This window comes from Eubacterium maltosivorans, from assembly GCF_002441855.2.
Taxonomy (GTDB): domain Bacteria; phylum Bacillota; class Clostridia; order Eubacteriales; family Eubacteriaceae; genus Eubacterium; species Eubacterium maltosivorans.
Map to the genome: position 1 here is coordinate 657,135 of NZ_CP029487.1, position 21,244 is coordinate 678,378.

At 48.6% G+C, this 21,244-nt stretch carries 24 protein-coding genes; 14 read left to right on the plus strand and 10 right to left on the minus strand.

Translation table 11 applies throughout. From position 1 onward, the window contains the following. The first annotated feature begins 129 nt into the window (after window positions 1-129). Together CPZ25_RS03235 and CPZ25_RS03240 are read left to right on the plus strand one after the other, a co-directional pair. Window positions 130-951: a basic amino acid ABC transporter substrate-binding protein gene (locus tag CPZ25_RS03235; RefSeq protein ID WP_074616877.1), complete on the plus strand. Its 822-nt coding sequence runs from the start codon at window positions 130-132 to the stop codon at window positions 949-951. Between the two features lie 124 nt (window positions 952-1,075). Then, window positions 1,076-1,717, plus strand: a complete 642-nt coding sequence (locus CPZ25_RS03240) for a hypothetical protein (protein ID WP_074616876.1) — start codon at window positions 1,076-1,078, stop codon at window positions 1,715-1,717. A gap of 58 nt (window positions 1,718-1,775) precedes the next feature. On the opposite strand, the gene CPZ25_RS03245 is transcribed toward CPZ25_RS03240, so the two are convergent. The 8 genes from CPZ25_RS03245 to CPZ25_RS03280 form a co-directional block, all read right to left on the minus strand. After that, window positions 1,776-2,741 (minus strand): helix-turn-helix transcriptional regulator, encoded by a 966-nt coding sequence (locus tag CPZ25_RS03245; protein ID WP_096919888.1) that lies wholly within the window; start codon window positions 2,739-2,741, stop codon window positions 1,776-1,778. A 97-nt stretch (window positions 2,742-2,838) separates the two neighbouring features. Further along, window positions 2,839-3,528, minus strand: coding sequence for a YjjG family noncanonical pyrimidine nucleotidase (locus tag CPZ25_RS03250; protein WP_096919887.1), 690 nt, complete (start codon window positions 3,526-3,528; stop codon window positions 2,839-2,841). A gap of 2 nt (window positions 3,529-3,530) precedes the next feature. Next, window positions 3,531-4,067 carry a DUF1648 domain-containing protein gene (locus CPZ25_RS03255; protein WP_096919886.1) on the minus strand — a complete coding sequence of 179 codons (537 nt, stop codon included), beginning with the start codon at window positions 4,065-4,067 and terminating at the stop codon, window positions 3,531-3,533. Between the two features lie 4 nt (window positions 4,068-4,071). Then, window positions 4,072-4,884, minus strand: coding sequence for an MBL fold metallo-hydrolase (locus CPZ25_RS03260; RefSeq protein WP_096919885.1), 813 nt, complete (start codon window positions 4,882-4,884; stop codon window positions 4,072-4,074). 92 nt (window positions 4,885-4,976) lie between these two features. Then, window positions 4,977-5,636 (minus strand): hypothetical protein, encoded by a 660-nt coding sequence (locus CPZ25_RS03265; protein WP_096919884.1) that lies wholly within the window; start codon window positions 5,634-5,636, stop codon window positions 4,977-4,979. Continuing rightward, window positions 5,629-6,660 carry a threonine aldolase family protein gene (locus tag CPZ25_RS03270; RefSeq protein ID WP_058694623.1) on the minus strand — a complete coding sequence of 344 codons (1,032 nt, stop codon included), beginning with the start codon at window positions 6,658-6,660 and terminating at the stop codon, window positions 5,629-5,631. The genes CPZ25_RS03265 and CPZ25_RS03270 overlap by 8 nt, the downstream gene beginning before the upstream one ends. Beyond that, the gene (locus tag CPZ25_RS03275; RefSeq protein ID WP_058694622.1) at window positions 6,657-7,139 is read right to left on the minus strand and encodes a pyridoxamine 5'-phosphate oxidase family protein; all 483 of its coding nucleotides are present in this window, start codon (window positions 7,137-7,139) and stop codon (window positions 6,657-6,659) included. The genes CPZ25_RS03270 and CPZ25_RS03275 overlap by 4 nt, the downstream gene beginning before the upstream one ends. Window positions 7,140-7,157: 18 nt before the next feature. Then, window positions 7,158-7,643, minus strand: coding sequence for a prolyl-tRNA synthetase associated domain-containing protein (locus CPZ25_RS03280; protein ID WP_058694621.1), 486 nt, complete (start codon window positions 7,641-7,643; stop codon window positions 7,158-7,160). A gap of 102 nt (window positions 7,644-7,745) precedes the next feature. Between CPZ25_RS03280 and CPZ25_RS03285 the strand changes: the two genes are divergently transcribed. Both CPZ25_RS03285 and CPZ25_RS03290 read left to right on the plus strand, forming a co-directional pair. Then, a complete protein-coding gene (locus CPZ25_RS03285; protein WP_058694620.1) occupies window positions 7,746-8,117 on the plus strand; it encodes a metallopeptidase family protein in 372 nt (123 codons plus the stop codon). A gap of 100 nt (window positions 8,118-8,217) precedes the next feature. Further along, on the plus strand, window positions 8,218-8,895 hold the full coding sequence (locus tag CPZ25_RS03290) for an NADase-type glycan-binding domain-containing protein (RefSeq protein WP_096919883.1): 678 nt from the start codon (window positions 8,218-8,220) through the stop codon (window positions 8,893-8,895). A gap of 52 nt (window positions 8,896-8,947) precedes the next feature. On the opposite strand, the gene argH is transcribed toward CPZ25_RS03290, so the two are convergent. Both argH and CPZ25_RS03300 read right to left on the minus strand, forming a co-directional pair. Further along, window positions 8,948-10,327, minus strand: a complete 1,380-nt coding sequence (argH, locus tag CPZ25_RS03295; protein WP_058694618.1) for an argininosuccinate lyase — start codon at window positions 10,325-10,327, stop codon at window positions 8,948-8,950. After that, entirely contained in the window at window positions 10,327-11,568 is a 1,242-nt protein-coding gene (locus CPZ25_RS03300; protein ID WP_013380482.1) for an argininosuccinate synthase, read from the minus strand. The genes argH and CPZ25_RS03300 overlap by 1 nt, the downstream gene beginning before the upstream one ends. Window positions 11,569-11,919: 351 nt before the next feature. Here CPZ25_RS03300 and argC point away from each other — a divergent pair, with 351 nt between their 5' ends. The 10 genes from argC to CPZ25_RS03350 all read left to right on the plus strand — a co-directional run bounded on the left by argC (window position 11,920) and on the right by CPZ25_RS03350 (window position 21,224). Then, the gene (gene argC / locus CPZ25_RS03305; RefSeq protein ID WP_058694616.1) at window positions 11,920-12,960 is read left to right on the plus strand and encodes an N-acetyl-gamma-glutamyl-phosphate reductase; all 1,041 of its coding nucleotides are present in this window, start codon (window positions 11,920-11,922) and stop codon (window positions 12,958-12,960) included. Window positions 12,961-12,979: 19 nt separating this feature from the next. Continuing rightward, entirely contained in the window at window positions 12,980-14,212 is a 1,233-nt protein-coding gene (gene argJ, locus CPZ25_RS03310; RefSeq protein ID WP_058694615.1) for a bifunctional glutamate N-acetyltransferase/amino-acid acetyltransferase ArgJ, read from the plus strand. A 38-nt stretch (window positions 14,213-14,250) separates the two neighbouring features. Beyond that, window positions 14,251-15,147: an acetylglutamate kinase gene (argB, locus tag CPZ25_RS03315; RefSeq protein ID WP_074616865.1), complete on the plus strand. Its 897-nt coding sequence runs from the start codon at window positions 14,251-14,253 to the stop codon at window positions 15,145-15,147. A gap of 26 nt (window positions 15,148-15,173) precedes the next feature. Next, entirely contained in the window at window positions 15,174-16,358 is a 1,185-nt protein-coding gene (locus tag CPZ25_RS03320; RefSeq protein WP_074616864.1) for an acetylornithine transaminase, read from the plus strand. 256 nt (window positions 16,359-16,614) lie between these two features. Further along, window positions 16,615-16,923: a hypothetical protein gene (locus tag CPZ25_RS03325; RefSeq protein ID WP_058694612.1), complete on the plus strand. Its 309-nt coding sequence runs from the start codon at window positions 16,615-16,617 to the stop codon at window positions 16,921-16,923. Next, window positions 16,920-18,794 (plus strand): V-type ATP synthase subunit I, encoded by a 1,875-nt coding sequence (locus CPZ25_RS03330; protein WP_096919882.1) that lies wholly within the window; start codon window positions 16,920-16,922, stop codon window positions 18,792-18,794. The genes CPZ25_RS03325 and CPZ25_RS03330 overlap by 4 nt, the downstream gene beginning before the upstream one ends. Window positions 18,795-18,807: 13 nt before the next feature. Further along, on the plus strand, window positions 18,808-19,281 hold the full coding sequence (locus CPZ25_RS03335; protein ID WP_013380490.1) for a V-type ATP synthase subunit K: 474 nt from the start codon (window positions 18,808-18,810) through the stop codon (window positions 19,279-19,281). 35 nt (window positions 19,282-19,316) lie between these two features. Beyond that, the gene (locus CPZ25_RS03340) at window positions 19,317-19,922 is read left to right on the plus strand and encodes a V-type ATP synthase subunit E (RefSeq protein ID WP_058694610.1); all 606 of its coding nucleotides are present in this window, start codon (window positions 19,317-19,319) and stop codon (window positions 19,920-19,922) included. Window positions 19,923-19,925: 3 nt separating this feature from the next. Next, complete coding sequence (locus CPZ25_RS03345; protein ID WP_058694609.1) at window positions 19,926-20,897, plus strand: V-type ATPase subunit; 972 nt, start codon at window positions 19,926-19,928, stop codon at window positions 20,895-20,897. 9 nt (window positions 20,898-20,906) lie between these two features. Beyond that, complete coding sequence (locus CPZ25_RS03350; RefSeq protein WP_058694608.1) at window positions 20,907-21,224, plus strand: V-type ATP synthase subunit F; 318 nt, start codon at window positions 20,907-20,909, stop codon at window positions 21,222-21,224. The last annotated feature ends 20 nt before the right edge of the window (window positions 21,225-21,244 follow it).

Genomic DNA, 21,244 nt, shown 5'->3' on the forward strand with positions numbered 1-21,244 from the left:
AATATTGTATACAATCGTATAATCAATGCACTTTTATTCATTTGAATCCGCCAACTGCTTAAATGCTTGAATTATTATACATAATGCTGTATAATAAGACTTGAGTTTAAAATCATTAGGAGGAGAGAAATGAAAATGAAGAAAAAACTAGTCGGCGTTTCTGTTGCGCTGATGCTCGTAGCTTCCCTGACTCTGGCTGGCTGCGGCGGTAAAACAGCAGAAGATCCGCTGGCAGATGGTGTACTGAAAATCGGTACCAACGCAACCTATGTTCCCTTTGAATACCGGGATGAAAACAATGAAATGGTTGGTTTTGATATTGATATGGGTAACGCCATCGCAGAAGAGCTTGGCGTTAAAGCAGAATGGGTCGATACCGGATTCGACGGTATTTTCAATGGCTTGACCTCAAACCAGTATGAAATGATTATCGCAGGGACCAGTATTACAGAAGAACGTCAGAAAACTTTTAACATGTCTTCACCTTATACCGCCAACGGGATTGTCATTGTATCCAGAAATGACGGTACACCGGCAAAAACTGCTGATGATTTAAAAGGCAAAAAAGTAGGCGTTCAGATTGAAACCACCTCTGACTACGCCGCAGAAAAAATGATCGAAAGCGGCACAGACATGAACCTCAGCAAATTTGATGCGATGCTGGATGCTTTCACAGCACTGGAAGGAAAGACCATCGACTATATCTTAACAGATAAACCGGTCGGACAGTTCTATACCAGCAAAAAACCAGATGTTTACAGCATTACTTCTGAAACCCTATCCAATGAGCCAATCGGTATCACCATGCGTAAGAATGACACCGAATTTGCCCAGAAAATCGAAGAAACACTTCAGAAGCTGAGAGATAATGGTAAATTAGCTGAGCTGTCTCAGAAATGGTTCGGCGAAGATATCACTCAAAACATCAACACAGAATTGAAAGATTATTAAAAAAGGGCCTTCGGGCTCTTTTTTTATAACAATTTCTAAAGAATTCTGAAGAAATCTGAAATTCTAAGCTTTTTCAGGAAAATTCTGGTAGAATAGAGAAAAATGATAAGGAGGAGTAAATAATATGAAAGCAAAAAGAATTTTAACCCTTGCCATCGCGGCGTTTATGGTTTTCTCGCTGACAGCCTGCGTAAAGAAGAACAATACCACCCAGCCAAACGATGCAGCCGGTATGGAGGTAACCGCAGACCCATCGACACCGGAAGGGACTGTAAAAATCGTATTTGACGCTTTTAAGGATAAGGATGCGAAAACCCTCAATGAAAATGTCAAGATAAGCCTTGGCAGCGAATTTGGGGCGCTGAGCGGCTTGACTTCAAATGATAATCAGCTGCTCACCGATGCGCAGGACCCTGAATCTCAGGCGCTTCTTACCAATCTGACCGAGGACTTTTCTTATAAGATCCTCGACAGTCAGACGAAAGGGGATGAAGCAACCGTTAAGGTACAGGTCACCAACAGGGACCTCTCCCAGATAATCAACAAACTGATCGGCGAGGAGCCTTCTGAAGACCGGTTTCTAAACCTGGTAAAGGAAGCCAAGGGAAAAACGACGACCACTGAGCTCGAACTCCCGGTCGTAAAGGAAAACGGCAAATGGATGGTCAACCTTGATACGAACGCAGTCAACGCTGTTTTCGGCAATATTATGAGCGCAGATATCATGAACGCCATCAAGGACAGCTTAAAAAACCAGCAGAACTAAAGTGAAACAAACGCCGGTGCCCTGTTTATGGGGTACCGGCGTTTTTATATCTGCCCGTTTACCGCCGTACGGGCCGGACATATTTACAAAACTGCTCAGGATTAAAATATAAATAGATAATTCTTCCCGGGGAAGTGTCAAAGCAGTAGCCAGTATCTGTAAAATCAAAATCTGCCATTGCTTTTTCAATCTTTTCCTCTACTGTGCGGTTTTCCTGCTCATAATTAAAAGGGCCATGCTCAAAAACAAGATACTCTGCCTCAGGGACATCCATCATGAGCATTTGGGCTGGAACCTCGCCTTGATAGTCAATGGGAAGCCGTACACCGTAGCATTCCGTGCGGGGAAACCCCCAATCGCAGAGTCTTCCTTCCGGATCATTGATGTATGCCATAATCTGGCCGTTACCGCTGTTCGTTTCGCTCCCGCCGTCATCATCCAGTTTGCCTTTGATACTGTCGAGGAGGCCGCAGACTGTTTCGCAGTCCTGCCCTGGGATAAGGCTCTGCTTCTGCCAGAAATCCCAATAGCCGTTGCTCTCATAGTTCTTAATATGCAAAAATTTATGTGCGGGGATGGTTACAAAATAGATTTTAATATCTTCTGTGGATTTTATCATGCCAATCTCTCCAAATCCTAAAAAGTAGCGGTCAAAAGGGTTTATTTTTGTACGGAGAACAACGGGCTTAGGATTTTTCCGGTATTCACTTGGCGTCACGCCATAGGTTTTCTTAAAAGCCCTGGTAAATGCCTCATGGGATGAAAAGCCATAATCGAAAGCAATATCCAAAAGGCTTTTCTCACTGTCACGAACCTCCTTAAGCGCAAAGGCCAGCTTTCTATGCCTCAGATAATCCCTGAAAGGCATACCGGATATTTCTTTAAACTTCCGCGTTGTATAAAACTCGGAGTAACCCAGCTTGTGAGAAAGAAAGCGCAGTGTCAGTGCTTCATCATTATAGTTTTTTATGCATTTGTCAATTTCGTCAACGATTGTCTGAATATGCTTTAGCCATTCGTACATCTACCTGTCCACCTCGTTTCGACTGCTCTTTCTTTATTATAAAGAAAGAGCGCAGCTTCCGCTTGATTTTACTTGCGGTCATTTTTAAAATCCGGTTTTAGCCTTCCAACAGAGCCGGGAGCTCTTCCAGGGTATGTATTTCATAATCAGCACAAATATCAAGGGGATTGCTCTCTCTGCCAGGGTTGTACCAGCAGGTATCAATGCCGGCGTTTATGCCGCCCTGGATATCAGAGGTCAGGGAGTCCCCGATGACCAGCGCCTCACCGGGGTTGTAGCCTGGAATACGGGCGGCGATATAGTCGAAAAAGTCTTTCTGGGGCTTTTGTGCGCCGGCGTCCTCGGAGACAAAGACATCGTCCATGAGCCTGTCAAGCCCCGATGCCGAAAGACGGCTGTACTGGGTGCTCGAGACACCGTTTGTGACAATATAAAGCCTGAAATCCGGCTTTAAAGCCCTGCAGAGCTCATAGGCGCCGTCAATGAGAAAAGCGCCCCGCCCCAGGGCTGGCTGATAATCGGACTCAAAGGCCATTCCGTCAATATCCAGCCCAAGCTCAAGAAACAAAAGCCGGAAGCGGCTGGTGACCAGTGTATCCTTGTCGATCAGCCCATGCTCAAAATCTTTCCAGAGGCCGTGGTTGATATCCGCGTAGAGATCCAGAATCTCTTTTGTCGGATGAACGCCGTATTTTCTGAAAGTCTGATCCAATGCCTGGGCTTCTGTCTTTTTAAAATCCATCAGAGTGCCGTCAGCGTCAAAAAGAAGCGTCGTATATTTTTTCATGTTCAGCGTGAATGTCCTTTCATAATCTGCCGCAGCCGGAAATAATAAAAAAGGATGGACGCGGCAAACAAAACTGCGAAGCCAATGATACTATAAAGTGTCACTCTGTGCTGGACCAGAACACCGCCCGAATAAATCATGGACAGAAAGATCGTGTTAAACAGATTGACAAAAAGCAGATCCGAGATGAGGATAATGGTACGTGTCAGCAGGCGTATGCGCTCCAGGGCTGACTTTTTATAGATATTCATATCATCCTGGATATACTTTGTGGCGTTTGTATTTGCCACCGCCGCTGGAAAAAAACTGATGATGGTGATGATCACAAACAGGATGCTCTCAATCATCATCATGGGTACCAGCGTAAAGGCTTTCTTACTGTAGCGGACCACCTCGCCCCCGGCATTGTATTTTGAAACCAGCCGTTCCGGAATCTGGTTCCAGCATACAATCAGATAAATGATGAAACCGAAAAAGCAGATCAGCGTAAGGGCCAGCAGAATTTTCTGGCTGACAGTCCAGCGAACCTTGTCGTCCATGGCCTTACCACTCCAGGGTCAGTCCGACACCAACCTCCCGCTTAAGGGGGACCGCCTGATGGATGGCCGCTCTTACCCGGAAGGAGGTGCAGTGGCAGGGAAGCAGGCTTTCGATATGGTTGTCTTTAAAATACTGGATCGTCCGGTCGACCTGTTCTCCCAGCTTAAACAAATGAAAGCCGCCGATGATACCAAGTACCCGGCTGTCGCCTGTAACACTTTTGGCGTGCTCCACAATATTGCAGATCCCAGAGTGTGAGCAGCCTGTCACAATGTATATCCCCTCAGGCGTGGTATAGACCAGCGCGGAATCATCAAACAGGAAATCGGATGCCTCTCCGCGGCCCCCTCCGCTGGTGGTGCCGATGGCTTTTCGCGGTTCAAAGTCCGTAAGCTGTGGGATTTCGCCTAAAAAAGTAAAATTTGGGCTGACCTTATAGGGGGCTTTTGTCAAAATCAGCTGGCTGTTTTCAATCAGTGTCATCTTTGACAGGGTTATTCCGATATTCTCACCGTCAAACTGTTTTTTTGACAATGCCCCGGGATGGGCGATGATCTTAAGCCCAGGGTTGTGAAAGTGTTCAAAATAGGCCGGAAGCCCCCCGGTATGGTCGTTATGGCCGTGGGAGAGGACAATCGTGTCAAGATTGGACAGATCAATGCCGAGACGCCTGGCGTTTTCGATGTAAATATCCGAATAACCCGTATCCAGAAGAAAGCGCGAGTCCTCATCCTCAATATAGTAGCACAGCCCTGGCTCTCCAAGGTAATAGTGATCAATGGTGGTGTGATTGTCAACAAGTACGGTCAGTTTCATATAAAAGACTCCTTTCAGGATTCATTTAATCTTATTATAAAGAAAAGGCATTGACTTAGCAATGCCCTTAGCTTAGAATACAGGAATTTAGGTTAAAAGATATCGTCCTCAGTATGATGCGAAAAGAAATCATTGCTGCGCTCAAAGATATCCACCTGTCTTGCGGAGCTTACGCGTTTAGCGGCTGCGCGCGGCCTGCGGTAATCTTTTGTTCTGTCCTGTCTGGAATAACGGGTGAACGGAACCGCTGTGCCGCGCCCTTCTCTGACAGAGCGCACCAGCAGAACCAGCGCGATAATCCCCATGACCATACTGACTGTAACGGCAAGGCCTAAAAAGTAATTGGTGAAATCCCCGATGGCGATGCTGCCAAAGCCCTTCCCGTAATTGAATAGAAACGGAGAATTGACCGCCACAAAGGCCGGAGAAGCGCTGGAGAAATCCAGGGCGGCGGCTTTAAAAAAGGCGGGCAGATTTAAAACAACACCCAGCAGCACAAACAGACAGGCGATATACAGGACCTGGCCCGGAACGGCTGAGCCGCTTGTCTTTTTCAGTGATAAAAAGGACAGAACCAGGGTGATGACCGCAAAGGCCGCGTACAGGGCAAAGCTCACAAGAGCAAAAACCTGAAAGCCTGCAAAATCAATGGACAACGCGGTATCCACCACCAGGGTGGAAAGGCGGATCACAAGTGCGGCAACACCAGTGGCCAGAAGGAATACCCTGAATACCAGCTGCTGTTTATTCATGGCACAGCCTGTTTAAATCCTCTATAAACGCGTCCACCATGGCGTCGGTCATGGCCCAGGAGGTTACAAACCGCACGGCTGTATGTCCCTCGTCAATGACTTCCTGATCTCTGAAAGCAGTTTTTTCCCTCAGCGCGGTGATCAGCTCGTTGGGCAGAATCGGGAAGATCTGGTTGCTGGGGGAGTCCACCAGGAAGGGAAAGCCCTTATCCTCAAAGGCGGACTTCAGCCGGGCTGCCAGTGCGTTGGCGTGTGCGCCAAGCTCCAGATAAAGATTATCTTTAAAGAGCTCCCCGAACTGGATGCCGAGAATACGTCCTTTGGCAAAAAGTCCGCCGCGCTGCTTCAGCGTAAAATTAAAATCCTCTGCCAGCGCCGGATTGACAAGTACCAGTGCCTCACCGAACAGAGCGCCGCATTTTGTGCCTCCGATATAAAACGCATCGCAGAGCTCTGGAAAATCTGTGAGGGACAGATCATTGCCCGGCGCTGTGAGGGCGGATGCAAGGCGCGCGCCATCCATATAAAGGTACAGGCTGTTCCTGTCGCACACCCGCCGGATGGCAGACAGCTCAGCCTTTGTATAAATCGTACCGATCTCTGTGGAATCTGACAGATAGACCATTTTGGGCGCGACCATATGATGATCGGTATGGGCATCTACCGCGGCCTGGATCAGCTGCGGGGTCAGCTTGCCGTCCTCCGCTGGCATGGCGATAATCTTATGGCCGGTTGCCTCGATGGCCCCGGTCTCATGGGTGCAGATATGGCCGGTTTCAGCTGCGATCACAGCCTGCCATGGTTTTAACGCGTGGGCAATAAAAGTCATGTTGGTCTGAGTACCGCCAGATAGAAAATAAATATCACAGGCCGGGCAGTCAATCGCTTTTCTGATTAACGCGCGCGCATTGTCACAATAAGGGTCTTCCTCATAGCCCTCGGTCTGCTCAAAATTGGTACGGGCCAGGGCCTCCATAATTCTCGGATGTGCCCCTTCGCAATAGTCACTGCTAAAAAGATTCATACGCGCTCCTTTCGATTGGCCTTGCCGGTAAATTCACGAACCGTCAGTCGTAAAACGGTGGTGTGGTTCAAAACTTTCTCATCAAAGTCCCAGTCGTCACGCCCGCTGTAGTGGCGCATCAAATGGCTTAGGGCAGTCTTTTTAGCCGCAGGGTCCGTCAGCCTTTCCAGAAGCCCCCATCCCACAACGCTCATAAACTGAGTGGAATAGTGGCAGGCTTTGGGCCCGGTCACCAGCTTCTGTCCGCAGTCCACCTCAAACCCGGCGCGGTTATCAGCGTCCATGAGCTCAAGCTTTTGTCCCTCGCCGGCGCAGTGAAAATAGAAGGTTAGACTGCCTTCCTCCAGGGTATAACCATAACTGAGCGGAACGATATAGGGAGCGCCGCCGGTATTCAGGGCCAGGCGGCAGGTGTCAGCCGTTTCCAGGGTCTGGCGCATGAGCTGTTCGTCTTTAATTTCTCGGTTTGCTTTACGCATGATGTCTCCACCTCTTTTTTATATATTCAGCAATACAATGCTGTTGCCGTTGCTCTCAATGCATTTAACAAGATCCTCATAGCTGAGGACAACTGTAGCCGTGTTGTCACAGGGATGCACGCCAAGGTTTGGGCAGCCCGCAAGATCCTTATCCAGAACAACCTCCACATTGGCTTCGGGGTTGCCGAATACACCCAGCGGAGTGACAGCCCCCTTGGTCAGCTGAAGGTGCTTCATCAGCCGGTCCTCCGAGGCAAAGCTGAGTTTGGAACAGCCCAGCTGCCCGCGGATTCCTGCCAGATCCGCTTTTTTATCCTTGTCGAGCACTACGAGAAAATGGCGCTTTCCCTTGGCGTCGCGCAGGAAAAGGTTCTTAACCACATTACATTTAAAGGTAATGTCAAGATTATCCATCTCGTCGATGGTGTACACAGCGGGATGGTCTATTTTTTCATAGGCAATGCCCAGGGCATCCAGCTTATTTAAGGTTTCTTCACAATTCATTTGATGGTCTCCTTATGTCATGGTATGATAGTCTTACTATACCATACTAAAGAACCGCCGTAAAGAATACAAAATTACATGAGAGAAGGGAGTTCGGTAAAAATGATGGATATTGACCAGTTTGAGACTGTACTGGACGCCATTGCCAATACGCTGCCGCCAGCTTTTTACGAAGAGCTCAACGGCGGCATTCTGCTTCTTCCGGAAGCCAAACGCCACCCCAAAGCCAGAGGGGACGACCTCTATATCATGGGGGAGTATCACCGCGATTCGTCCATGGGGCGTTATATCGTCATTTATTACGGCTCCTTTGAGCGGGTATACGGCTATCTGAGCGACGAGGCGTTAAAGAACCAGATGGAAAAAACACTCCGGCACGAATTCCGGCATCATATGGAATCCCGGGCCGGCATGCGTGATCTGGAAATTGCGGACCGTATGCAGATGGACGACTATGATAACCGGAAGAAATGAGCACGGCGCAAAAATGTGCCGTGCTCATTTTTCAGTTGCAAGGACTTTGAAAAGATGCTATGATGAAAAAAAGAAAATCTTTCGAAAGTGAGGATCAGAAATGAAAAGGTTCACAGCAACAGCGCTCATCCTGGCCGCCTGCCTTTGCTTTTCAGGCTGCGTCAATATTTACACCGATGGCGGAAAAGGAAAAAATCAGGGGGAAACGCCAACCCCCGCTCCGACAGCTCAGCCCACTGCCGCCGCCTCAGAAACAGATACCGGCTCAGCAAAGGCCTATGAGGATTACGGTACGCTCCGGGCCGCCTCTGGCGGAGAAAATATCCCGAGAACACAGGATTATCAGATCAGCGCCTCCTCAGCCAAAGCGCCAATGGCCGGAATTTCCTACGGCGCTGAAAACTTAAAGGATAACAGCCTGGATACAGCCTGGGTGGAAGGCGCTTCCGGCTCTGGCGTGGGCGAGCGGCTTCTCATCACACCTGCCCACAGTATGGAAATGAAGGGCTTCCTCATTCGAAACGGATACTGCAAGAGTGACAAGGCCTTTGCCGAAAACGGACGGGTCCGTCTTTTGAAGGTGCACCTGTATGACGGTTCGCCCCTCTGCACTTTGCAGCTCGAAAATGACCGCGGCGCACAGTATTTCATGCTGCCCGAGGTGGTAACTGTCCAGGGCGGCGATACCCTGAGCTTTACCATTGAGGATACCTACTCCGGCCCTGAGGACGGCGAATACGATACGGCCCTGTCCGAAATCGCACTCCTTGGCTTTTAACATGAAAAACCCCAGACACGCAGTTTAAACACTGTTATGCCTGGGGTTTATTTTACGCCTTCTGGAACAGGCTTCGGTTGACGGCGATGGCGCGGCGGACAGTGCTTTCTGCCGGACCGCCGACAATATCACGCTGGTTAACGCAGGTCTGCAGGTCGATGGCATCATAAATGCTCTCGTCAAAGACTGGATCGACAGCGTTGTATTCTTCCAGTGTCAGCTCATCCAGGCTTTTGCCCTTTTCCAAAGCATAGAAGACCAGCTTTCCGATAATGGCGTGGGCGTCACGGAAAGCCACGCCGTGCTTGACAAGCCAGTCTGCTGCGTCAGTCGCATTGGAAAATCCGCCCGCGGCTGATTTGCGCATCACCTCTGTGTTGACCGTCATAGTGCCGATCATCTTCTCAAAGGTAATGGCGCAGATTTTGGCTGTGTCATAGGCGTCAAAGACCGGCTCCTTATCCTCCTGCATATCCTTATTGTATGCGAGCGGAATCCCCTTCATGGTGGTTAAGAAGCCCAGAAGGTCGCCATAGGTACGGCCGGCCTTCCCACGGACCAGCTCGGCGATATCCGGGTTTTTCTTCTGGGGCATAATGCTGGAGCCAGTGGAGAAAGCGTCATCGAGTGTAATAAAATTAAATTCTGAGGAGCACCACAGAATAATTTCTTCAGAAAAACGGCTCAGGTGCATCATGAACACAGACACAGCCTCCAGGAAGTCGATACAGAAATCCCGGTCAGACACGCCGTCAAGGCTGTTCATGGACACATTTTTAAAGCCCAGCTCACTGGCAACATAGTAGCGGTCCAGCGGATAGGTGGTGGTAGCCAGAGCGCCGGAACCAAGGGGCAGCGTATCCGCCATATCGTAAACCTGATCGAGGCGTTTCATATCGCGTCTGAACATCTCAACATATGCCATCAGGTGATGGGCAAAGGTGATGGGCTGCGCGCGCTGCAGATGGGTGTAGCCCGGCATAATGGTTTTGGTGTGCTTGCTTGCCATATCCATCAGCGTAAGGCCCAGATTCCGGATCAGGTCCTTGAGCTCCATGGAAATGTCCTTAACGTAAAGACGCATATCGGTGGCAACCTGATCGTTACGGCTGCGGCCGGTATGCAGTTTTTTCCCGGTATCACCAATTCGCCCGGTGAGTATGGATTCAATATTCATATGGATATCTTCCATATCGACGGAAAACTCAATTTTTCCGGCTTCGATATCCTCTAAAATTTCACCCAGAGTTTTGACAATTAATTCGGACTCGGGGACAGAGATAATTCCCTGTTTCCCGAGCATTTTTGCGTGGGCAATGCTGCCCCTGATATCTTGTTTGTATAAACGCTGATCGAAAGAAATGGAGGAATTGAAATCGTCTGTTAACGCATCTGTTCCTTTGTTAAATCGACCGCCCCACATTTTACTCATTATTTATTTTCCTTTTCTGCTTCTTTTTCCTTTTCTTCGTGGCTCATGCGCATGAGGGCGCGAACCTTAAGCGGCAGACCAAACAGGTGGATAAAGCCCTCGGCATCCTTGTGGTCATATAAATCCCCGGTGGTAAAGCTTGCGATCTCTGCGTTGTATAAGGAGTATGGGGAAGAGACAGAGGTCAGGATACAGTTACCCTTGTACAGCTTCAATTTTACGACGCCGGTAACGGTTTTCTGCGTTTCATCCACAAAAGCGGATAAGGCTTCGCGCAGGGGGTTAAACCACTGGCCATTGTAGGTGATTTCCGCAAACTTAACAGCGGCCTGCTGTTTAAAGGCAAAGGTTTCACGGTCCAGGCACATATGCTCCAGCTCTTCATGGGCACGGTACAGGATGGTGCCGCCCGGTGTTTCATAGATACCGCGGGATTTCATACCAACCACACGGTTTTCGATGAGGTCGACCACGCCGATGGCGTTGCGTCCGCCGATTTCATTACAGGTTTCAAGAATTTTGCGCGGGCTCATGGCTTCGCCGTTGATCTTGATGGGTTCGCCGTTTAAAAATTCAATTTCGATTTCTTCTGGAGTGTCCGGCGCTTCTTCCAGTGTTTTGGTTAATTTTAACAAATGGTCGTATTTGGGTTCGAGTGAAGGATCTTCAAGCTCCAGGCCTTCATGGCTGATGTGCAGCAGGTTGCGGTCACGGCTGTAGCTCTGGTCATGGCTCATGCTGACTTTGATGTCATGTTCAATACAGAAATCCATGCAGTCCTCCCGGGACTGTAAATCCCAGATACGCCATGGCGCGATGATTTTAAGCTGCGGGTCTAAAGCGCCAATTCCCAGTTCAAAACGAACCTGGTCGTTCCCTTTGCCGGTAGCGCCGTGGCAGATGGCTTCCGCGCCTTCCTTGTGGGCGATATCCACTAACACCTTAGCGATCAGCGGACGGGCGAGAGAAGTCCCCAGCAGGTATTTCTTCTCATAAACTGCGTCAGCCTTGAGTGCAGGCCAGCAGTATTCTTCAACAAATTCATCGGTAACATCTTCTATATATAACTTGCTGGCGCCGGAGGATAAAGCCCGTTCTTCCAGACCTTCGGTTTCCTTACCCTGTCCAACATCGACGCATACGCAGATAACCTCATAATCGTAGGTTTCCTTTAACCACGGAATAATGGTTGTGGTATCCAATCCGCCTGAATAGGCTAAAATAACTTTTTTTGCACTCATAACACTGTGCCTCCTCTTAATTGTTTTCATTTGATTTATTCTTGCGTTTCTTTACAATCTGTGAATGATTATACAATACCAAAACCGAAATTGCAAGGTATATTTGAAAAAATATGCGTAAATTATTCATAAATATTCATAAAAAGTGCTTGAATATTCAAATGATTAGGGGTATAATTACAAAATAGTTTTCATAAAAGCTATTTTATAAATGAATCATTAACAATTAATAATTAAGGACTCCGGTTTAAAAAGAAGCGGTCAGCGTTAATTGTTCATTATTAATGATTTATCGAAAATTTATTGTACCATTTGTATGATAAAAAATAAACCTAAAATTGGAGAGATTTTATGATTAAAGCATCAGTTATCGGCGGAACCGGCTATGCCGGACAGGAATTACTCAGAATACTTTACAGACACCCGGAGGTTGAAGTCGTATCCGTCGGCTCAAGGAGCTTTGCGGGACAGCCTTTAAAAGATATTTACAGAAACTATGAAAATGTGACAGACGCCTTGTGCGAAACAGCGGATATGAACGAGCTGGTCGAAAAATCTGACGTAATTTTTATGGCGTTGCCCCACGGCATCGCCTCAAAACAGGTGACCGGGGAAGTCCTCAAAAAAACAAAGATTATCGATCTCGGCGCAGACTTCCGTCTAAAGGACGTGGATATTTATGAGCAGTGGTACAAAGTCAACCATTATAATAAGGATCTGCTGAAGGAAGCCGTCTATGGCCTGTGTGAGCTGCACCGTGAGGACATCAGGGGCGCGCGTCTGTTATCCAATCCGGGCTGTTACACCACCTGCAGCATTCTGAGCCTGGCGCCGCTGCTTAAAAACCATCTGGTTGACCCACAGAGCATTATCATTGACGCAAAATCCGGCGTCACAGGAGCAGGGAGAAGCAGTGATACTGCATTTTCCTATTGTGAAGTCAATGAATCCATCAAAGCCTACAAGGTCGGATCACACCGCCATACGCCGGAAATCGAGCAGGAACTGGGATTGCTTTCAGGCACAGACCTGAAGCTGCTTTTCACACCGCACCTCACGCCTATGAATCGTGGAATTCTGGCACTCTGTTACGCCAGCCTGACCAGCGATATGGACGAGGAGGGCCTGAGACAGGTTTACCGTGACTTTTACAGGGATGAGTATTTTGTGCGCCTGACTGAGGATAAGCTCCCGGAAACAAAATGGGTAAAAGGCTCAAATTACTGCGATATCGGACTGAAGGTTGATAAACGCACAAACCGCGTGATTGTCGTCGGAGCCATTGATAATCTGGTAAAGGGCGCGGCCGGACAGGCCGTTCAAAATATGAACCTGATGTTTGGCTTTGATGAAAAAACAGGAATCGATTTTATTACGGATTTCCCGGTTTAATTTGTGAAAGGAACACGAGATGAAAATAATTGATGGCGGCGTTTTGGCCGCAAAGGGCTTTAAAGCCGCCGGCATTGCCGCCGGTATAAAGGATAACGGAAACAAGGATATGGCGCTTCTGGTCGCGGACAAGCCCGCGGCGACAGCTATTATGACCACATCCAACATGGTTCAGGCAGCGCCTGTGCAATGGGACAGAGCTGTTATGATCGAGTCGCCCTACAAGCGCGCAGTCGTGGTCAACAGCGGAAACGCCAACGCCTGCACCGGTGAAACCGGCATGCGCCATGTGGAACAGACCGCCGGCGTTGCGGCTGAGCTTCTCGGCGTAAGCACTCAGGACGTGCTGGTATCCTCCACTGGTGTTATTGGAGTGGTAATGCCCATTGAAAAAATATTAAAAGGCGTGCAGGCACTGGTAAACGGGCTCGGGGACGATGCGCAGCACGCGGACGACGCAGCGCACGGCATTATCACCACAGACCTTACTACCAAAACCATTGCGGTGGAAATCGAGCTGGACGGAAAAACCGTCCATATCGGCGGAATGGCCAAGGGATCAGGGATGATCTGCCCAAACATGGCCACCATGCTTTCCTATGTCACGACCGACGCCGCCATCGAACCAGAATGCCTCCAGAAGCTGCTCGCTAAAATCACCCAGGATACCTACAATATGATGTCTGTAGACGGTGATATGAGCACAAACGACACAGTTGTCGTAATGGCAAGCGGTGAGGCCGGAAACAAGGAGATCAGCCTTAATGATGTGACTTCACAGGATTTCGCTGTATTCAGCGAGGCCCTTTATTACGTCAATGAGCACCTCGCAAAATCCATCATCCGCGATGGGGAAGGGGCAACCAAATTTGTTGAGGTCACTGTCTGTGGCGCGGCGACAGATGAAGATGCCCGCACCCTGGCAAAAGCGGTTGTTAAATCCAGCCTGGTAAAGACCGCCCTCTTTGGCGAGGACGCCAACTGGGGCCGTGTGCTTTCGTCGCTGGGAGCGTCTGGGGTCGTTTTCGACCCGCTCAAGGTATCCCTGGTGTTTTTCAGCAACGCTGGAATGATCACCCTTCTGAACGAAGGGGCGCCCATCGCTTTTGATGAAGGGATGGCTAAAAAGGTACTGTCTGAAAAGGAAATCTCCATCATGGTAACCCTCAAGGAGGGGGAAGATAAAGCGACTGCCTGGGGCTGTGATCTGTCCTACGATTATGTCAAAATCAACGGCGATTACCGTTCTTAAATCATATACAAAACAATCCATCAGAAAAGGAAGTAAAAATGTCAGATAATACACAGAACATGGCGCAGTACATCGAAAAGGCCAATATCCTGGTCGAGGCGCTGCCCTATATCAAGCAATTCAGAAAGAAAACAGTGGTCATCAAATACGGCGGCAGTTTCATGTATGACAATGATATCAAGAAATCTGTCATGGACGATATCGCCCTCATGAAACTGGTTGGCCTGCGCCCTATTGTGGTGCACGGCGGCGGTAAAGACATCTCCGCATTCTTAAACAATCTGGACATCCAGACCGAGTTCATCGATGGTCTGCGCGTTACCAATGACGATGTTATCGAAGTGGCAGAAATGGTGCTCTCCGGTAAAATCAACAAAGAAATTGTTCAGCTTTTGGAAGACCGTGACATCACCGCAGTAGGGATCTCCGGTAAAGACGGCGGTATGCTCAAGGTGAGAAAAAAATTCGTCAATGGCCTGGATATCGGCTTTGTTGGCGATATTGTCAAAGTAAAGAGCGATCTTCTCCAGACATTGCTCAAAAGCGACTATATCCCCGTTATCGCTCCGATCGGCAGCGACAAATGCGGCCAGAGCTACAACATCAACGCAGACCATGTGGCTTACGCCATCGCCAAGGAGCTGAAGGCTGAAAAGCTGGTTTACCTCACAGATACCGACGGGGTCTATATGGACGCCGATGATCCGGATTCCATTATCCGCCGTCTGGATGTCGATGAGGTTGAACGGCTTATTGAGGAGGGGATTATATCTGGCGGTATGATTCCAAAGGTTGAAAATTCCGTGGATGCGATTCGTTCCGGGGTCAATTCTGTCCATATCCTGGACGGTAAGGTTGAGCACTCACTGCTGCTCGAACTCTTTACTGCGGCGGGCTGTGGGACGATGATCCGCCAATCGCTGACACAGGCATAAAATATGAACATTCAGGAGATAAAGACATGAACAAAAGTGAAGAGCTGATTAATCGGGCAGAAAAAGTGATCATGCCCACCTACGCACGGTTTCCCATTGCTTTCGAGAGCGGCAATGGCTGTGTTTTAAAAGATGTGAACGGAAAAGAATATCTGGACTGTGTAGCCGGTATTGCGGTAGACTGTCTTGGCCATAACCACCCGGGCCTCAATGCCGCCATCGCGGACCAGTGCCAGAAAATCATGCACGTTTCCAATCTGTACTGGACCGAGCCTCAGATTGACGCGGCTGAAATACTTGTAAAGGCCAGCGGACTTGACAAGGTGTTTTTCTGCAACAGCGGCGCTGAAGCCAACGAAGCGGCCTTAAAGCTTGCGCGGATTTACGCAAAACAGTTTAAAAGTGAAGACGCGGTTGAAATCATCGCCATGGATCATTCCTTTCACGGCCGCACCTACGGCGCCATCACCGCCACCGGACAGGAAAAATACCACAAAGGCCTTTCGCCCATGCTGCCGGGCATCTCACACGTACCCTTCAATGACTTTGACGCTTTAAAGGCGGCGGTAACCGATAAAACCTGCGCAGTGCTGCTCGAACCTATTCAGGGTGAGGGCGGTATTTATCCGGCGGATTATGAATATTTACAGGCAGTCCGCAAGCTTTGCGACGATGAAAACCTCGTCCTGATTTTTGACGAGGTGCAATGTGGTATGGGCCGTTCTGGAAAATTCTTTGCTTACCAACACTACAATTTAAAGCCGGATGTTGTCTGCATGGCCAAGGGGATCGCGGGCGGATTCCCCATGGGTGGTATCATCGCCTGTGATAAGGTTGCTCAGGTTTTCACGCCTGGCACCCACGCCTCCACTTTTGGGGGTAATCCACTGGCCTCAGCCGCTTCCCGTTATGTATTAAGCGTGCTTACCGGTGACGGCTTCCTCGATGAAGTCGCTGAAAAGGGAAGCTACCTCATGGAAAAGCTGTGTGTACTTAAAAAAGAACATACCTGCATTACCGATGTGCGTGGTATGGGATTAATGGTCGGTGTAGCTGTTTCTGTCCCAACAGGCGAAATTATAAACAAAGCGATGGAAAAGGGGCTTCTTTTAGTAGGAGCAGGCAGTGACGCCATAAGATTTGTTCCCCCATTAACTATTAATAAAGAAGAAATTGACCAGGCCGTCGAAATTTTTGGAGAATGTCTGTAAATTTTTGTTGAAAACCCCTTCAACCCATGATAATATATTATCATGGGTTTTCTTTTAAATTTTTTTTTGAAACAAACAGGCGACAAAGACGCTATCTGTCTTCTGTTTTAAAAACAAACCTGTAAACGTCAACAAAAAAGATTGCTTTTAAGTCCAATTATTTCTTTTGCTGCTGAAAGAATCTGGGTATAAAAACAGAAGCGGTCGTAAAGAAAATCTGAATTTGTGTGAATTTGAGAGTAAAGGTGGTGATTAAATGTCGATTCTGGATTCAATCAACAAGGCCGAAGAACGTGCAGCAGAAATGCGTTCGGAGGCAAAAGCAAAAGCGCGTGAAACCCTGCGTCAGGCTGAGGCCGAAGCCAGGGAAAAGGGCGACGCATTGATTCTTGAAGCCAAGGAAGCTTCTGAAGCAGTTCTTCTGCAGGAGGAGGCATTGGCCGAAAAGGAAATGGAACGCGTCCTTCACGATGCGAGTCTCGCAGATGAGAAAATGGCTGAAAATGCCAGGACTCGTGTCCCGAAGGCGGTTGAATTTATTTTGGAAAGGGTAGAAACGCAATGATTATTCCAATGAAAAAAGCAAAGCTCATTGCCCTGAAGGAAGATAAGGAAGCTCTTCTGCTTTCACTTCAGAGGTGTGGTGAGTTCATGGCCATTCCACCCGACGAAGAGACAGAACAAACCGCAAAAAATGAACAGATTGATTTAGACGTACAGCAGGCAGATGCCATGCTGCGGTTTATGCAGCGTTATCAGAAAAAGAAAAGCTTCTTCAGCGACCGCCCGGTATATGGTTACGAGGAGTTTATCCGCCGTAACGAAAAAGGCGAGGCTCTGGTCCAGGAAACCTCAGCGATCTCGGATAAGCTTTCAGCAGCGCATTCTGAAATTATGACGCTGAAATCCGAGTGCTCCCAGCTGGAGCCGTGGCTTTCGATGGACGTACCCATCGAAGATTTAAAACCAACGCAGTACACCAATTTTCATATTGGCTATCTGCCGCTTCTTGTCCATGAAGAAATCGTTGCCGCTGTGGCGGAGCACAATGCTGAAATTCAGCTCTTTGGCAAAACCGCAGAAGGTCAGGCAGCGCTGATTGTCTCCTTTATGGAGGATGACGCCGCCCTTTCAGACAGCATCAAAGTTCTTGGTTTTGTGGAGGCATCCCTCCCGAGAGTGACAGGAACCGCGTCTGAAATCAGCCAGAGTAATCAGAAAAAAATCGAGCTTCTGGAAAAGGATATTGAATCCTATGAAAAGCAGATGGCCGAGCTGGCTGAATCACAGCAGGAGCTTGAGCTTCTGAGCGAGCAGTATAAGGCTGAGCAGGAACGCCAGTCTGTCAAGTTCATGGAAACGGTTGAAACGGTTTGTGTAGAAGGCTGGGTAAGAAACGACCGGATGGAAGCGGTTGAAAATGCCGTCAGTCAGGTAACAGACGTATACGATCTGGAATACAGCGACCCAGAGGAAGGCGAGCAGCCCCCGACAGCGCTTAAAAACAAAAAGTTCTGGAAGCCCTTTGAGTCCATTACAGATATGTACTCCCCGCCAAAACCGGGAACCATCGACCCCACACCGGTGTCCGCACCGTGGTTTTGGGTAATCTTCGGGATGATGATGGGGGATTTTGGCTACGGAGCCCTCATGGCCGTTATCTTTGGACTCATGAAAAAAATCATGAAGCCAAAGGGACAGTTTGGTATGCTGGTCACACTCCTGTTTTATTCCAGCATCACAACCATGATTTTTGGGATACTTTTCGGCAGCTATTTTGGCGAAACCTTTCATCCCATTCTCTTCTCGCCGCTGGACAACCCGGTAGCGATGCTGATCTTCTCTCTGGTGATCGGGGTGCTTCATATCTTCTCGGGTATGGCCATCAAAATCGCAGAGCAGGTTCGCGCCGGCCATGTGCTGGACGCGATTTTTGACCAGGTCAGCTGGATGCTTCTGATTGCCGGCGCAGGCCTGATCTTTTTAGAACAGACCAGAACCGTGGGAATGGTCCTCGCCATTGTGGGCGCGGTCATTATCCTCTTTACAGCGGGACGTGAAAAGAAAAATATCGTGGGCAAGGCCTTCGGCGGTATTATGGGGCTTTACGATGTCACCAGCTACCTGAGTGATATTCTGTCCTACGCCCGTATTCTTGCTTTGGGACTGGCCACCGGCGTTATCGCCATGGTTATGAATATTCTGGCCGGAATGGTGCAGATCAATGTGCTTGGGTTTATCTTATCCCTTGTGATCTATTTTATCGGCCATGTTTTCAATATCACAATGAGCCTGCTGTCCGCTTATGTACACGACAGCCGTCTCCAGTATATTGAATTCTTTAATAAGTTTTATGATGGCGGTGGTTATAACTTCGAACCACTGGCAATTCAGACAAAATCAATAGATGTCATTGACAATTCTAAAGAAGTTTAGGAGGAATGAAATCATGTCTTTAGGTTTAGCATTAGCTATTTTTGGTGCAGCAATCGCTGCCGGTTTAGCAGGTATTGGTTCAGCCAAGGGTGTTCAGATTAGTGGTGAAGCCGCAGCAGGCGTTGTTGCAGAACGCCCGGAAATGTTCGGTAAAATGCTTGTACTCCAGGCGCTGCCAGGTACGCAGGGTATCTACGGCTTCCTGACAGCAGTTCTTATCATGGTTCAGATTGGTATTTTAGGCGGAACCCCTCTCGATTTAAGCCTGTACCAGGGAATGTCTTTCCTGGCTGCCGGATTCCCAATCGGGATCGTCGGCTTACTCTCCGGGATTGCACAGGGGAAAGCAGCCGCAGCGTCTATTCATATGACCGCCAAGGATGAGTCTGCTTTCGCGAAAGGGATCACCATTACCGCGATTGTAGAAACTTACGCGATCTTAGCCTTACTCGTATCCATCCTGTTAATCTACAGCATCCAGTTATAAGAACTGCAAAACACGTGAAAGTGAGGTGACAGCGTGTGAGTGCCGATAAAATTATTGAAAAAATCCTGGAAAAAGCCAACGAAGACGTGGCTTTGATCGAACAGGAAACGGCAGAAAAGGTTCAGTCCTCTGTGGCCGCCATTGAGCGTCGTACAGAGCTGACATTGAACGCGCTAAAAAATAAAGAGAAGGCTGATGTGGAGGAAGTCCACCGCAGAAGCCAGCTGATGACCCGTTTGGATTCCAGAAAAAATATCCTGGCCGTCAAACGCAAGGTTATCAATGAAGTTTTTGACAAAGCAAGAACAGCTCTCGACACCCTTGACGAAAGCCGCTACGAAGCGCTCGTGACAAAGATTGTCGTGAATGGCTCTGAAACCGGAACCGAAAAATTACAGGTTCCTGAAAAAGATATTAAACGGTACAAGGACGGTTTGCTGAACAAGCTGAACACCGCCCTTAAGGAAGCCGGGAAAATTGGAGAGCTGACCCTGGATGAAACTCCGGCAGCTTTTAAATCCGGCGTTATGCTTGTCGGTGAAATGAGCGATATTAACGGCTCTTTCGATGTTCTCATCGATGACGCCCGCGAAAAATATGAGCGAGAGGTTGCAGAAATGCTTTTTGAAGTGGAGGTGTAGGCCATGTCTGAAACCAGTTATCCCTATGCAATAGGGCGTATCAAGGTGCAGGAAGCAGGCCTTATCGACCGGACGCGCTGGAACCGCCTCTGGGAGGCCGATGAAGCCGAGGCTCTCAAGCTCCTGGATGAAATCGGCTATGGCGCAGAAGCCAAAGACCACAGCCAGCTCGACAATCTGATCGACGCTGAGCTCACAAAAACCCGGAATCTCATCAATGAGATCACTCCGGATAAAACAGTAACCGATCTTCTGCTCATCCCGACAGATGTCCACAACATCAAAGCTATTTTAAAAGGACAGCTGCAGCGGGTCGAAGTCGAAAACCTCCTGCTTGAAGGAGGCGGCATTCCACTGGATATTCTTCAGAAAGCCCTGGAGCATGGCGATTACAGTCTTTTGCCGGAATGCTTCAGAGAACCGCTGAAGCGTCTCGAGGATGTCACCGACCCCAGAGTCATCAGTGTGACCATCGATAACGCGGCTTATGCACAGATCTTAGAAACTTTATCACAGCAGAAGCATTCAAGCGAGCTGCTGAAAAAATATTACAAGGCAAAAATTGATTTTACCAATATTCTGACAGTGCTCAGAGCAAATGTCCTGGACTGGGGGACCTTCAAGGTAAAACCTCTGCTGATACCAGGCGGTGAAATCGAAGAAAAGGCGCTGCTTGACGCAACGGATATTCCGAATGAACAGCTCGCAAAACAGCTGGGACACGGGGAACACAGTATTCTGATCAAATCGGTTCTTGAACGCTATGCGCAGGACGGAAATTTGTCAGAAGTTGAACAGAAATTTGAAGATGCGGCTTTTAATATGATCCATGAGCGGAGGAGTGACTCCTTTAGTATTGGCCCCATCGCCAACTACCTGTTCCAGCGCCAGGCTGAGGGTAAGGCCCTGCGGGTCATGTTTGCGGGTAAACGCTCCGGTATTAAAATACCGCTTGCCGAACTCGGCGTTATTTAGGAGGAAATCATGAGTGAACAAGCAAAATTAGCCGTTATCGGCGATCAGGATTCGATCATGGTTTTCCAGGCGCTCGGGGTTCGCACCGTTTATGCCGATGCAGCAAAGGATATCGAAAAAGCCATCCACGCGCTGGCCAAAGAAGAAACTGCTGTCATTTACATTACCGAACAGGCCGCCGCCCTGGTGCCGGAAGCCATTGAAAAGTATAAAACCGAGCCCTTCCCGGCCATCATCCCGATTCCAAATCGTTTTGGAACAAACGGGTTAGGCATGAAGGGAATTCAGGATAACATTGAAAAAGCCATTGGCGCAGATATTTTATAAACTATAGAAAGGGGTGGATA

What these genes read in the sequence shown, in the direction of transcription:
- CPZ25_RS03270 (WP_058694623.1), bottom strand. Translation starts at nt 6,660, where the DNA reads ATGAATCTTTTTAGCAGTGACTATTGCGAAGGGGCACATCCGAGAATT.
- CPZ25_RS03265 (WP_096919884.1), bottom strand. Translation starts at nt 5,636, where the DNA reads ATGAATAAACAGCAGCTGGTATTCAGGGTATTCCTTCTGGCCACTGGT.
- CPZ25_RS03290 (WP_096919883.1), top strand. Translation starts at nt 8,218, where the DNA reads ATGAAAAGGTTCACAGCAACAGCGCTCATCCTGGCCGCCTGCCTTTGC.
- argH (WP_058694618.1), bottom strand. Translation starts at nt 10,327, where the DNA reads ATGAGTAAAATGTGGGGCGGTCGATTTAACAAAGGAACAGATGCGTTA.
- CPZ25_RS03285 (WP_058694620.1), top strand. Translation starts at nt 7,746, where the DNA reads ATGATGGATATTGACCAGTTTGAGACTGTACTGGACGCCATTGCCAAT.
- CPZ25_RS03350 (WP_058694608.1), top strand. Translation starts at nt 20,907, where the DNA reads ATGAGTGAACAAGCAAAATTAGCCGTTATCGGCGATCAGGATTCGATC.
- CPZ25_RS03250 (WP_096919887.1), bottom strand. Translation starts at nt 3,528, where the DNA reads ATGAAAAAATATACGACGCTTCTTTTTGACGCTGACGGCACTCTGATG.
- CPZ25_RS03320 (WP_074616864.1), top strand. Translation starts at nt 15,174, where the DNA reads ATGAACAAAAGTGAAGAGCTGATTAATCGGGCAGAAAAAGTGATCATG.
- CPZ25_RS03345 (WP_058694609.1), top strand. Translation starts at nt 19,926, where the DNA reads ATGTCTGAAACCAGTTATCCCTATGCAATAGGGCGTATCAAGGTGCAG.
- argJ (WP_058694615.1), top strand. Translation starts at nt 12,980, where the DNA reads ATGAAAATAATTGATGGCGGCGTTTTGGCCGCAAAGGGCTTTAAAGCC.
- CPZ25_RS03245 (WP_096919888.1), bottom strand. Translation starts at nt 2,741, where the DNA reads ATGTACGAATGGCTAAAGCATATTCAGACAATCGTTGACGAAATTGAC.
- CPZ25_RS03255 (WP_096919886.1), bottom strand. Translation starts at nt 4,067, where the DNA reads ATGGACGACAAGGTTCGCTGGACTGTCAGCCAGAAAATTCTGCTGGCC.
- argC (WP_058694616.1), top strand. Translation starts at nt 11,920, where the DNA reads ATGATTAAAGCATCAGTTATCGGCGGAACCGGCTATGCCGGACAGGAA.
- CPZ25_RS03325 (WP_058694612.1), top strand. Translation starts at nt 16,615, where the DNA reads ATGTCGATTCTGGATTCAATCAACAAGGCCGAAGAACGTGCAGCAGAA.
- CPZ25_RS03275 (WP_058694622.1), bottom strand. Translation starts at nt 7,139, where the DNA reads ATGCGTAAAGCAAACCGAGAAATTAAAGACGAACAGCTCATGCGCCAG.
- argB (WP_074616865.1), top strand. Translation starts at nt 14,251, where the DNA reads ATGTCAGATAATACACAGAACATGGCGCAGTACATCGAAAAGGCCAAT.
- CPZ25_RS03335 (WP_013380490.1), top strand. Translation starts at nt 18,808, where the DNA reads ATGTCTTTAGGTTTAGCATTAGCTATTTTTGGTGCAGCAATCGCTGCC.
- CPZ25_RS03240 (WP_074616876.1), top strand. Translation starts at nt 1,076, where the DNA reads ATGAAAGCAAAAAGAATTTTAACCCTTGCCATCGCGGCGTTTATGGTT.
- CPZ25_RS03300 (WP_013380482.1), bottom strand. Translation starts at nt 11,568, where the DNA reads ATGAGTGCAAAAAAAGTTATTTTAGCCTATTCAGGCGGATTGGATACC.
- CPZ25_RS03260 (WP_096919885.1), bottom strand. Translation starts at nt 4,884, where the DNA reads ATGAAACTGACCGTACTTGTTGACAATCACACCACCATTGATCACTAT.
- CPZ25_RS03330 (WP_096919882.1), top strand. Translation starts at nt 16,920, where the DNA reads ATGATTATTCCAATGAAAAAAGCAAAGCTCATTGCCCTGAAGGAAGAT.
- CPZ25_RS03235 (WP_074616877.1), top strand. Translation starts at nt 130, where the DNA reads ATGAAAATGAAGAAAAAACTAGTCGGCGTTTCTGTTGCGCTGATGCTC.
- CPZ25_RS03280 (WP_058694621.1), bottom strand. Translation starts at nt 7,643, where the DNA reads ATGAATTGTGAAGAAACCTTAAATAAGCTGGATGCCCTGGGCATTGCC.